Source organism: Psychrobium sp. nBUS_13 (genome assembly GCF_051201665.1).
Lineage (GTDB): Bacteria > Pseudomonadota > Gammaproteobacteria > Enterobacterales > Psychrobiaceae > Psychrobium.
On record NZ_CP179210.1, the window covers coordinates 3,609,755 to 3,622,406 of the forward strand.

The following is a 12,652-nucleotide window of genomic DNA, read 5'->3' on the forward strand; positions in this document are numbered from 1 at the left end:
GTAACAACCATGTCTAAAATTCATCCGATCATCGCCATTACCGGCTCATCTGGTGCGGGTACGTCTACGTCTACCACAGCGTTTAAGCACATTTTTAGAAAGCTTGATGTTAATGTTGCCTACACTGAAGGTGATAGTTTTCACCGTTACACGCGACCAGAAATGGATTTGGCAATTCGAAAATGCAAAGAAGAGAATAAAAGCCTTTCTTACTTTGGTCCTGAAGCTAATGACTTTGCACTGCTAGAATCTTTTTTTAAAACCTATGGTGAAACTGGCCAAGGTGAAATTCGTCGCTACTTACATACTTTTGACGAAGCTGTTCCTTACAATCAAATGCCTGGGACATTTACGCCATTTCAGGCATTGGCCGATGATAGTGATGTTTTGTTCTATGAAGGTCTTCATGGCGGCGCAGTAACCGATGAGAATGATGTAGCCAAGCACGTTGATTTACTCATCGGCATGGTACCAATTGTCAATTTGGAATGGATTCAAAAAATCATTCGCGATACGCATGATCGCGGGCATAGCCGAGAAAAAGTAATGGATTCTATTGTCCGTAGCATGGACGATTACATTAATCACATCACGCCACAATTCTCTCGCACACACATCAATTTTCAGCGGGTTCCAACGGTAGATACGTCAAACCCTTTTAGTGCTAAAGACATTCCAAGTTTGGATGAGAGTTTTGTTGTTATTCGTTTCCGTGGTGTTGAATCGACTGACTTCCCTTATTACCTACAGATGATTGAAGGATCTTTTATGTCAAGAATCAACACCTTAGTCGTTCCAGGTGGCAAAATGAAACTTGCAATGGAGTTGATTTTAACGCCGGTCATTCGTCGCCTAGTTGAACGTAAAAAACTCGCTAAGCAACGGCTCGAACAGCAAGGCTAAGCCGGCTCACTATACAGCGTCACATAATGTGCGGCCACTTGATGAAATACCTCTTTACCTGATAATTCATGTAAGTGCCGACATGCATAACACAACTCAATTAAATGCTCATTGTGGGTGCCACAACAAAACTCAACAATTTCTGGCCATGGTAAAAGTTCCGGCTTTTCCACGTTCGTCATTGCCGGGCTGCCAGCACTCAAATACGCAACAACAATTGCCTGCCATAAATAACGCAGTCCTAATGATTCATCCTCAATATATTTCGTTAATTGATTAAACGAATAACATGCTGTCACACTGTGGAGCATCGTGAAGTCGCCACTCATTTTATAAATAGTTGCAGCGGCATTGGCAATGGATTCAAAATCAATAACTTCAGGTTGATGCGGTGTCGTTTGATAATCAATTAACGTAGTAACACTTGTCATTCTGTCGGTGGTATTGCCTGCGCCAAATCGTATATGACCAATACACTTACTCACATTTCTTAATAGGCTAGTAGGACGTTTTAGTACTGTTTCTCCCAATTCCCCTAACGGTAAATGAAGTGTTTCCCACAGTGCTAATGAGACTGCAATATCATTTTGATTGTTCTGGTTTACCGCATAAGCCAATCGATTAATCGCGTAAAAATTTCCAGCACCTACGCCTACCAGTAGTGCTGGAAGACTAGATTTTAACGTTTCTTCAATGCCATCACGCTCTAATTGCGACAAAATTAACTCTGTTTGTTGCTCTATAGCAGCAAACTCATTTAATTCCTCTTGATTGTCAGACTGAGAACTCGGCATGTGCACTAGACGTTCAAAATAGTACTCTCGAAATGCCTCTAATTGCTCAGTAGAAGCGCCAAAACGCTCAAGTGCAACGATAGACATTGGGAAGTGATTAAATAGACGATGATTATACGTAACGGCATAATCTTGGAAGGTATTAGCGATACTGCTGTAATACGACTGGCTCATAGAAATCCTTAACGATGAACCTATAGAAAGTATCCATCTTAAATTAACAACATAGCGTTAATTTTAGTTGAGGATTTAATTTATGAAGGTTGAAAAAATCTTAAAAATAAGCACTTAAGTATTGCAAATGGAACAAGAATGACTTTTAGACAGCTTCATTTCTCGAAAAGTCATCGTTGAAAAGTCACCAATCAATAACCGCCCGACTAACGTTTCTCCAATACCAATAACCACTTTAATGGTTTCACACGCCTGAATAGCACCGATAATGCCAACACTTGGCGCAAGAACGCCAGCATCCAAACAAGAAAGCTGTTGCTCACCAAATAGCTGGCTAAAACAGTGATAGCATGGTGATTTATCTTGGTAATCAAACACTGTCACCATTCCTTCGAGACGAATAGCGGCGGCGGAAACAAGTGGTGTTTTATTAATAAAGCATGATTGGTTAATCTGTTGACGAATCTCTAAATTATCAGTGCAATCAACAACAACATCATGACCCAAACATAACGCTTCTAGCGCTTTAGCATCTAATTTCTTAGGCACTGCATTGATAGTAATTTCTGGATTATTTAATCGTAAAATTTGCGCAGCTGACTCTGCCTTATTAACGCCAATATCAACTGTTTGATGAAGTACCTGACGTTGTAAATTCGATAATTCAACCTCATCAAAATCCACCAGCGTTAAAGTGCCAACGCCACTGGCCGCAAGGTATTGCGCAGCACTACACCCTAAGCCACCAACACCAACAACCGCAACACTCGCTAACTGTAGTTTTTCTTGCCCGTCAAAATCTACACTTGGCAAGCTAATCTGCCTCGCATAGCGGCGTTCTTGATTCGGGCTTAATATATCTTTCGTCATATAATTAGGCTAGATTCGCTGCAAATAACTCAATCAACACTGTCTCACCTGCCTCAACATTGCCTTGCTCTTGCGGCAATACAATATAACAGTTTGCAGCACACATACTGCCAACCATACCAGAGCCCTGACTACCGGTACTCGAAACGATTAACTCTCCAAACTCATTGGTCGATGCATAACCGCGCTGAAACTCTAATCGACCCGCTCTCTTTCTAAGACTCGATGACACTCTAGCGGCTTGTAGTAGAGGCGTTGAGCTTATCTCACCAGCCAGTTTTTGTAGCACAGGTTTAGCGACTTTATCGAAAGTAACCATCGCAGACACCGGATTACCCGGCAACCCTAAAAACACGCTATCACTCAAATAACCAAATGCCAAAGGTTTACCCGGTTTTACCGCTATCTTCCAAAATTCAATATTACCCAATTTCGCGAGTACTTCCTTAGTGTAATCCGCATCACCCACCGATACACCGCCGCTTGTAATAACCACGTCGGCGTCGCTATTGGCGATATTGAATGCTGCGGCAATTTGTTCCGGACAATCAGCAATAATGCCATAATCCTTAACATCACAATTGAGCTTCTCTAACTGAGCAATCAAAGAATATCTATTGCTATCATAAATTTGTCCTTGCTTAATCGGCGTTCCTAACTCAACTAATTCATCACCTGTTGAAAAGATAGCAACGGTTAACTTATTAAAGACATCAATAGACTGAAAGCCAAGAGAGGCTAACAAAGCAATATGACGAGAGCTGATCAAACAACCCTTTTTAAGCGCTAGCTCGCCTTGTTGATATTCATTGCCGCAAGCCCTGACACACTGTCCTGACGACACTTGAACTTGCGGTGTCATCTGCTTGCCATCAACGTTAACTTCTTCTTGCATGATCACACTGTCACATCCGACTGGCAAAACAGCACCCGTCATAATGCGTACGCACTGTCCTTGGGTAACTTCGCCCTCAAACGGATGCCCCGCCAAAGACTGTCCAATGATTATTAATGATTGAAAACGCTCTAAATCAGCAGCGTTAAAGGCATAACCATCCATAGCTGATTGAGAAAACGGCGGCACGTCCATTGGTGATTTGACATCATTTGCTAACACTCGACCTAGCGAATGTTGTAATAAAATAGATTCAATTTTTGGACTTGATGTAACGCTACTAAGTGCCTCTTGCAACGCAATTTCATAAGCCAACATTGGATGGTCGGTATTGGATATATCGCAGTAACTCATGATGATATTAAATTAACAATGAATAGTGCCTTCAATGCTACCACAGTCCATCATTGCAAGTGCTCAATTTATTGAAATACGAATTTAGAACGATAAATATTATTTTAATCGTCCGGTTTTACGACAAAAAAATAATAAATTTAAATGTACTGCTATGCTTATTATTCATCCACTCTATTTTTAGGACATTCAGTGCGATTTTTATCGATATTATTGTTGCTTATGGTAAGTGATGTAAGCCTAGCTTCGACCAATGCCTCAGCTAAGCTTTTCGCCAAAAGCAACGAAGTATTTATTACGCTTGATCAACGCCATGGACTCGGCCAACCCGCAATACTCTCAATGGCGCGCGATAACCTAGGCTACACATGGGTTGGTACCCAATCAGGACTAAACCGGTACGACGGTTATAAATTTACCCAATTCAACGACAGTGGCTCAGCATTAGCTGAACTTGCTGGTACCTATATTTCGTCACTATGTACAACGCCTAATAATATTTTATGGATTGGTACGCGCTCAGGCATCAGTCGTTATAATTACCAAACAGGAAAATCTCAAGTTCTGACCAAGGCCAATAGTGGTATTACTTCCAATCAAATATCAAGCCTTTCGTGTGGTGAAAACAATGTCGTAGTCGGCAGTTACGATGAAGGGTTCTTTTCCATTAATAGCCACAATGGTGAAGTCATTCCTGAATCAGTCAGTTGGAAAATGCAGGTGCATGAAATAATTCATACGAAAGACAGTATTTTCCTTGCGAGTTCTAGCGGATTATTTAGACAAAAAAAAAGTACATTTGAAATAGAAAAATTATTAAATGGGAATGTCTATTCAATTTCTGATTATCAAAAATGGCTATTTTTGGCATTTCAAGATGGCTCTATCAAACGCTACAATTTAGAAGGTGATTTCAAAACGCATGATTGGCACGTATCAGTTAATGAGGGACCGTATCGTGCAATTAACGATATTGCTGTACTAAAGAACTCTCTGTGGATTGCTAGCAAGAAAGGACTTCATCGCTATGACTTATTTGGCAACATTATCCATCATTATACTCAGCCAGAAAATAAATCATCTGGCATTGCAGACAACAATATCTTGTCGTTGTTAGTTGTTGATCAACATACATTATGGATAGGTACAGGCAGTAACGGCGTAAGCCATCTTAATTTAACCAGTCATCAACTGGGTCATATTAACCAAGACACCGTTGGCAGTGACGTATTTGTTAATCACGATATGCGATCTTTTGAATTTGATGACCAAAACCGACTTTGGATAGGATCTTCTCAGGGGCTTTATATTGCCTCCCATCACAGCTTTAAACCTGCCTCATTTCACTACCCCGAATTAGCCAAGTTTGATTTAGCATTAATTTCTGACATTCGATTCTTTGACGGAGAGCTTTGGCTTACCACCTTGGGTGACGGCGTAGTTCGCTATAATTTCGAGACTAAAAAAGTCACTAAATTCTATACTCCAAAACCTAAAGAAGTCCGCAGATTCATTGATTTAGCACGTTATCAAGGTGAAATAATATCCGTCGCTGGTCTTAATGGACTCTTTAGGTTTGATAGCGCTCAAGAAAAGCTTCTTCCTATGTTTGAAACCAAAAATCAGCCGTTACTCAAATCCATCTATGCATTAGAAGTGATTGATGGGGATATATGGGCTGGCTCGTTAGGTTTTGGATTAATAAAAATTCAAGACGGTACATTTCACCAGTTTAATAAATCTGTTGGAGCAGCTTCAGATATGGTTTATAGCGTCGTTGAAAGTGACAATGGTTTAGTTTGGGCATCCACAGATGCCGGCATCATGGTTGTTGACAAAAAGCTAACGCTTAAAAAGATAATTAATAAACAGACGGGTCTAGCCAATGATGCTGCTTGGGTATTAATAAAAGACAAACAAGGATTTATTTGGGCAGGAACCAGCGGCGGGTTATCTCGAATAAATCCTCAAGATTACGGCGTGACTAACTTTAGTGTGCTCGATGGTGCTCAAGGATTAGAATATAACTTGGGCGCTGTCGCAGTCAGTAAAGATGGCCAACTCGTTATTGGTGGATCCAATGGTTTTAATTATTTTGACCCTGCTAATTTGATCATTGACCACACTCTCAATGCAATTACGTTGTCGCAAATGACTGTTTTAGGCAATGTCATTTCACCTAAATTAACCCCTGACATAGCGACGCAAGCGGTAGAATTTCTACGTGAAATCCAACTGAATTATCAACAAGATATTATGTCCTTCAAATACACGTCATTGAACTCCGCCAGTCAAAATGTCGATTATCAGTATCGAGTGTTAGGGCTATCTGAAAACTGGATTGCAATGAATAAAGACAGTCGCCAGTTTAATCTAATGAAATTACCTCCAGGTAATTACACGATAGAAGCTTTTGCCAAAAATAATAATGGCCTCACCTCTCCAGTTCATCGATTAGATGTAAATCTTGCTGCACCTTGGTGGTGGAATATGTTTAGCAAAACACTCTATCTACTGGTTATTTGCGCATTACTTTATTGGTTCTATCGCATTCGCCAACAAGTATTAATCAATCTAGAACAAACTGTCGCCGCGCGAACTCAACAACTTTCAACCAAAAATGAAAAACTAGAAAGTGCGATGGAAAAACTAAAACATGCTCAGTCTAGCTTGGTTGAGAGCGAAAAGATGGCGGCGTTAGGTGGGCTAGTTGCAGGGGTTGCGCATGAAATTAATACGCCGCTCAGTATTGTAAAAACCGCTGTCACTCATAACAAAGATGCGATTAATGAGCTCACTAATTTAGTAGAAAACAAAGCGCTAACGGCTTCAAAGCTTGATAAGTCTTTGGCAGGACAACACGAAGGCTATTCATTAATGCTTTCTAATCTTGAACGCGCAATCCACTTAATTTCAACCTTTAAGCAAGTCGCAGTCGATCAAAGCACTGAAGCACTGCGAGAAATAGAACTTACTGAGTATATTAAAGAAATTATGTTGGCGGTTCACCCACTACTGCGCAACAAAAATATAGCACTGCATATTGAAGGCGAGAACGGTATCACACTGCAATCTTATCCCGGTCCGCTTTATCAAATTCTCACTAATTTAGTAAATAACTCCATAACGCACGGCTTTGAGAATAGAGAAAGCGGCGACATTTATATTCATGTAACTCGCAAAACGGATAGTGCTGTCATCCGATATTCCGACAATGGTAAAGGCATCGAACAATCAATTATCACTCAGGTCTACGAACCTTTTATTACAACCAAGCGCAACAAAGGTGGCAGTGGACTAGGTATGCACATTGTTTACAATCTAATTACTCAATTGTTCAAAGGAAGTATTGAATGTGAAAGCCCTGAACAAGGAGGCGTCCAATTTACGATTGAATTACCTCTATCACCCGAAAAAAACTGAGTCTATTGAAACTCAATCAGTTCTTTTTTAAAGTCGATAACTTTGTTAACTAAAATACCGGCGGCGTTAATATCAGACAAATGAGTAACCTCAGTGCTGTATTGGCTCAAAATATCAAACTGATTAGCACCAATGTTATAGCGCCATAATTGACGTGCTTCGTTAAGGCCATATATCTTACCTTCAAAAACACGTAGGTTCTGTTTAAATACTTGCCCTTCTAATACCGCCAAATGCTTATCTTGTGGATGAAAGTGAATATTATAAAACTCATAACTTGAGTCCTGTGGGCGACGAACAATGAACTACAAAATAAGGTTTTAATGAAGGGTTCAACCACCAAAGATGCTGATACATTGTTTGCACAGTACACCGATGATTTTATCTATGTCCATGAAGTTTACGGCGGCACATACAGTAGAGAGGGGTTGTTTAAAAATACGATAAAGTATCTCACGGAAGGAGGATATCAAATGACGACACCTCGTTATCAAGTAATACAAACTATGACAGGACTCAACGCTATTTCAGTGTTAAGAAAACAAGACGATGGCGAAATTCACCTTAGTGTATTTGAATTTCGAGGCAGTAAAGTTATACCAATTTGATTAAGTTTGTGATCTTGTTTTGCGAAGGAAAAAAAATGAAGGCAAGGCGCTTGATTGAGCAATAGCTGGCTATTGGGATTGAAAGCAACGCAACATTCATTTTATTTTATTTTAACCAGCAAAAGTGGGCAATAACTTTGTCAACTTGGTATTAGCAACTTTATTGAGTATTGGCGTTAGATGAAACCGTACGTCGTTTAATATCGTCAGCAAAAGATTCACTCGTCGATACTCGCTGATAACTTTGGGTTAGTTGATTGATGATAGCTGGCGAAGTGCCTTTGCTTAATGCAATGTATGCATCATTAGCTTTAACATCTGGCAACTGCATGATAGAAAAAACCTCACTATTAGTATGATGATGCTTCTTTAAATAGTACTCAAGAATAGATTCATCAATGACAATTAAATCAGTGCGGCCATGTAAAAAAAGTAGAACACTTTGCTCAATATCGGTCACAGCATAAAGCTGTTCACTTTTAAAACCTTGCCTAACTAGATATCGATGAAAAAAGTCTTCACGATAAACACCAACGCTATAATTCTTAGCATCTTCTAATGAATTCGCTTTAATATCACTCCTAGATTTTAATCGATACACCTGTGCAGAAAAACTCCACACTTTGCCAATCCAATGAAATTTATGTTCACGCTCTTCAGTGCGAATAATAGGAAAAATAAGAACGTTTGGTTTGGTGGTTGCCCATAAATAACTACGCGCCCATGGGAAGATATCAATATGATGTAATAGCCCACTATCTTCAACGATAGCCGAGACTAATTCAGCCGTTTTACCATGAATTTTATGCCCTGATTTAGCCAGCTGTAATGGCGGCATAAACTCAGTCACAATATTTAATTTTGGCAGTGCAATAACTGATGTAGAGGCAAGTAATAATGTACATAGCGAGAGATAAAAAGAACGGTTTAGTTTTTTCATATGTGTTCACCACATTGAGATAAACAATCCATTGTAATAAAAACGCATAGAAAAATGCTTTCCAATAGCATATTTGCACGCTACGAGTATAAGTTACTTTAAATACAGAGAGTATGAAATGTAAATCCTCCTAATTTCTCAATTTTTCTAATAATTGATAATCTCATAAAAAACCCGCTAACCATAGGCTGCGGGTTTTAACATCAGACATTTAGCAAATGGCTAAATTAACCGACATTAGTACTTTCAAAGATCTTATCAGCAGACGCCGCAACAAAACCTGTGTACTCTTCGCCGTCAGCCATATTGAAACGTTCAGCGAATTCGTAGAAACACGAAGGAATTTCTAACTCACCATCGCTAAATGTTGCCACAGCCGTATCAGCCATCGTTGAAGATTGCTTTAACAATACTTCTTCGCTGCCTTTGATTTCGCCGCCAGAAACATTTAAGCGGTAATCAGCATCTTTTAATGCTTGATTTACTGACTCTAAATCAGTGTAACCAGATAACTTGTTTACGTGCACTGTGAAGTGGTTAGCACGGTAACCCCAAGCAGCAGTCCAACCAGCGTATTCACTCTCGCTAATTAGCGTCTGGAAATCAGCTTTAGGTAACTTCCAAGGTGCACCGTTGTACACGAATTCAGGAGCAGTCGTCACAGACTCATCAACTTGAGCAACCAAATCAGTCACAATCGCTTGTAGCTCAGGTGAACATTCTTCAACACGAAGCTCACTGATGAATACTTTAGGTTGATCAGGGTCGCTGTGTTCGAAATGCTTAGCGGTTAATTTCTTAGCTTCGAAGTTATATTGACCTTTCTCTTCGTAACCTACTTTCTTAAAGTGCTCAGCTAATACTTCTAGATTAACTTTAGCAATGTTGAAAGTACGTAATGCGATATGATCGTTAATGATCTCTTCGCCATTACCTAATAGGTGACAAATTTTCTTTGCTGAAGGAGTTACTTGCAAATACTGCTGCCATAGTTGTTCAAATAACTCGTCTACATTGTTATGCATAACTTATCCTGTTTTTTCTCTTATTTCGGTTAAGCCGATGCGCTTACATCGGCTGATTCGCTAATTATAGCGAGCAATTAATTAAAATCTCACGCGCTAGATCAATTAAAACGTTAAACCCGGTGTTAACGTTGCTGGCAATACCACTTCATCAGCTTCCATTGAAGCCACTGGGTAAGCACAGTAATCGGCTGCGTAATACGCGCTAGCACGATGATTACCACTGCCACCAACACCACCAAATGGCGCAGCGCCGCTTGCGCCAGTGATTTGCTTGTTCCAGTTTACGATACCTGCACGAATGCGCGCGAAGAAGTAATCGTAATCGTCACGGCTATCAGCCAACAAACCTGCTGATAAACCAAAGCTTGTATTGTTTGCTAATTCAATTGCTTCATCAAAGCTTGAATAACGGATGATTTGCAGTAATGGACCAAAGTGCTCTTCATCTGGCAATTCACGGGCAAATGACGTTACATCAACAAGACCTGGTGTTACAAAACCTGTGCCCGCTTTGTGTGTTAGTTCGATTAACACTGTCGCGCCCTTCTCAACTAACATCTTTTGTGCTGCAACCATACCAAGTGCTGCTTTTTCACTAATCATTGAGCCCATAAATGGTTGCTCAGCGTCATCGAAGTTACCTACTTTGATGTCTTTAGTTACTTCAACTAAACGCTCAATCAGTGCATCACCATCGCTGCCATTAGCGACGAATAATTTACGTGCACATACACAGCGTTGACCTGTTGTAACGTAAGCCGACTGAATGATGTCATGTACGGCACCATCAACGTTTGCTACGTCTTTAACGATAAGCGGGTTATTACCCCCCATCTCAAGCGCTAAGATTTTGCCCGGTTGACCAGCGAATTGCTTGTGCAACAAGTGACCAGTGTTTGAACTACCCGTAAAGAATAAACCGTCGATTTCAACGTGGTTTGCAATGGCAACGCCTGTTTCAACTTCACCTTGCAGTAAGTTCATTACGCCTGCTGGTAAACCAGATTGCTCCCACAATTTAACCGTAAGTTCACCAACGCGCGGCGTTAATTCACTTGGCTTAAATACAATGGTGTTACCTGCAAGTAATGCTGGAACAATGTGACCGTTTGGTAAATGACCAGGGAAGTTGTAAGGGCCAAATACCGCAACAACGCCGTGTGGCTTGTGACGGATAAACGCTTTAGCGCCCGGCGCTGGGTTTTCTACTGTACCTGTACGCTCGTTGTGCGCTTTGATTGAGATAGCAATTTTACCTGCCATGCCAGCCGCTTCAGTACGTGTTTCCCATAACGGTTTACCCGTTTCAAGCGCAATGGCATGCGCCATTTCTTCTTTGTTTTCTACCAGTAATGCACCGAATTTTTCAACAATGGCTTTACGCGCTTCAAAGCCGATTTGTGCCCACTCGAAAGAGGCTGCACGTGCTGCTGTCATTGCAGTGTCAACTTGCTCGCTTGTCGCTGTTTGACCAGACCAAATAACATCGTTATTCGCTGGGTTTACTGAGGTAACGTCGCTGCCGAAACCAGCAACCCATTGACCATTAATAAATTGATTTTGATGAGACATATTTTCTCTCCTCTGGTGCTAACTATATTGCCAACACGCGAATTGGATCATTATCGCTAACGCCTAATGCGCTAGCGTGCTGCGGCGTAATAATTGCCGTGTCGCCAGTGATGACGATTTGCGCTTCCATGGCTCTAAAGCTTTCCAGTACCGTATTACAAATAATGTGCGGCACAGCGTCAGTAAGCTCGTCACTCACCTTAACCTTAAGGCGCTTGCTTTGTTTTACCGATTTAATTTCAGATAATTCACACTCAACCGTTGGCCCAGCATCGAAAATATCAACATAACCGCGATGTACAAACCCTTCACGCTGCAACAGTTTTAGTGCAGGTGCCGTTTTCTTATGTACATGACCAATCACATCTTGCGCTTCTTGGCTCAGTAAGTTGGTGTACACCGGATAACGTGGCATCAGCTCAGCAATAAAGACTTTATTGCCCAAGCCCATCATGTGATCAACGGTTTGAAAATCCATATTAAAGAAATGCTCTTGCAGCCATTGGAAAAACGGCGAGTGACCTTCTTCGTCAGACACACCACGCATCTCAGCGATAACCGTTTGCCCAAAACGCTCAGCAAATTCTGCCAACATCAAGAAACGAAAACGCGACAACACACGGCCATTGTTACCAAAGCGCGCTTTCTCTTGTAAAAACAGCGTACATACTTCAGCAGCACCGGTGTAATCGTTACACAAGGTTAACGTGTTGATGACGTTGTGCAGGTTTAATTCTTGCGATGAATGAACAACCTTACCAAGGTGATAATGATAAAAAGCACTGTCTAAACCCACTGACGCTTCAATACCACTAGTACCAACAATTTCACCTGTCTCAGTGTCTTCCATAACGAACAAGTAACCTTGTTCGCCGGGCTTATCAACGTGTGCAGCAAAAGACTCTTCTGAGTGGCTGATACGAGAGCGCAACAAATCTTCGTTAATTGGTAAAGACGTGAAACCAACACCAGTATCAATGGCAATTTGCATTAACGCTGGATAATCATCACTGGTAATTGGACGGATAATTAGCATTATTATTCCTCAAATAGCAATTAAGCTTCAAATATCAATAACATCTGTCATTTAA

General features: G+C 40.8%; 11 protein-coding genes. 3 read left to right on the forward strand and 8 right to left on the reverse strand.

Going from position 1 to position 12,652, the window contains the following annotated elements; translation table 11 throughout:
* Positions 1-9 precede the first annotated feature (9 nt).
* Positions 10-903 carry a phosphoribulokinase gene (locus ACMAZF_RS16785; protein ID WP_435274884.1) on the forward strand — a complete coding sequence of 298 codons (894 nt, stop codon included), beginning with the start codon at positions 10-12 and terminating at the stop codon, positions 901-903.
* Here the strand turns inward: ACMAZF_RS16785 and ACMAZF_RS16790 are convergent.
* From ACMAZF_RS16790 to moeA, 3 genes are all read right to left on the reverse strand, one after another.
* On the reverse strand, positions 900-1,871 hold the full coding sequence (locus tag ACMAZF_RS16790) for a questin oxidase family protein (RefSeq protein ID WP_435274885.1): 972 nt from the start codon (positions 1,869-1,871) through the stop codon (positions 900-902). The genes ACMAZF_RS16785 and ACMAZF_RS16790 overlap by 4 nt on opposite strands.
* Positions 1,872-1,985: 114 nt before the next feature.
* Positions 1,986-2,741: a molybdopterin-synthase adenylyltransferase MoeB gene (gene moeB / locus ACMAZF_RS16795; protein ID WP_435274886.1), complete on the reverse strand. Its 756-nt coding sequence runs from the start codon at positions 2,739-2,741 to the stop codon at positions 1,986-1,988.
* A gap of 4 nt (positions 2,742-2,745) precedes the next feature.
* The gene (gene moeA, locus ACMAZF_RS16800; RefSeq protein WP_435274887.1) at positions 2,746-3,990 is read right to left on the reverse strand and encodes a molybdopterin molybdotransferase MoeA; all 1,245 of its coding nucleotides are present in this window, start codon (positions 3,988-3,990) and stop codon (positions 2,746-2,748) included.
* 192 nt (positions 3,991-4,182) lie between these two features.
* Between moeA and ACMAZF_RS16805 the strand changes: the two genes are divergently transcribed.
* Positions 4,183-7,413 carry an ATP-binding protein gene (locus tag ACMAZF_RS16805; protein ID WP_435274888.1) on the forward strand — a complete coding sequence of 1,077 codons (3,231 nt, stop codon included), beginning with the start codon at positions 4,183-4,185 and terminating at the stop codon, positions 7,411-7,413.
* Positions 7,414-7,415: 2 nt separating this feature from the next.
* On the opposite strand, the gene ACMAZF_RS16810 is transcribed toward ACMAZF_RS16805, so the two are convergent.
* Complete coding sequence (locus ACMAZF_RS16810) at positions 7,416-7,646, reverse strand: hypothetical protein (RefSeq protein ID WP_435274889.1); 231 nt, start codon at positions 7,644-7,646, stop codon at positions 7,416-7,418.
* A gap of 90 nt (positions 7,647-7,736) precedes the next feature.
* Here ACMAZF_RS16810 and ACMAZF_RS16815 point away from each other — a divergent pair, with 90 nt between their 5' ends.
* Positions 7,737-8,021 (forward strand): hypothetical protein, encoded by a 285-nt coding sequence (locus tag ACMAZF_RS16815; RefSeq protein WP_435274890.1) that lies wholly within the window; start codon positions 7,737-7,739, stop codon positions 8,019-8,021.
* 160 nt (positions 8,022-8,181) lie between these two features.
* On the opposite strand, the gene ACMAZF_RS16820 is transcribed toward ACMAZF_RS16815, so the two are convergent.
* The 4 genes from ACMAZF_RS16820 to astA all read right to left on the reverse strand — a co-directional run bounded on the left by ACMAZF_RS16820 (position 8,182) and on the right by astA (position 12,597).
* Positions 8,182-8,961, reverse strand: coding sequence for a substrate-binding periplasmic protein (locus tag ACMAZF_RS16820; protein ID WP_435274891.1), 780 nt, complete (start codon positions 8,959-8,961; stop codon positions 8,182-8,184).
* A 227-nt stretch (positions 8,962-9,188) separates the two neighbouring features.
* Complete coding sequence (locus ACMAZF_RS16825; protein WP_435274892.1) at positions 9,189-9,986, reverse strand: DUF1338 domain-containing protein; 798 nt, start codon at positions 9,984-9,986, stop codon at positions 9,189-9,191.
* 105 nt (positions 9,987-10,091) lie between these two features.
* On the reverse strand, positions 10,092-11,561 hold the full coding sequence (gene astD / locus ACMAZF_RS16830; RefSeq protein WP_435274893.1) for a succinylglutamate-semialdehyde dehydrogenase: 1,470 nt from the start codon (positions 11,559-11,561) through the stop codon (positions 10,092-10,094).
* Positions 11,562-11,583: 22 nt separating this feature from the next.
* Positions 11,584-12,597 carry an arginine N-succinyltransferase gene (gene astA, locus ACMAZF_RS16835; RefSeq protein ID WP_435274894.1) on the reverse strand — a complete coding sequence of 338 codons (1,014 nt, stop codon included), beginning with the start codon at positions 12,595-12,597 and terminating at the stop codon, positions 11,584-11,586.
* Positions 12,598-12,652 lie beyond the last annotated feature (55 nt).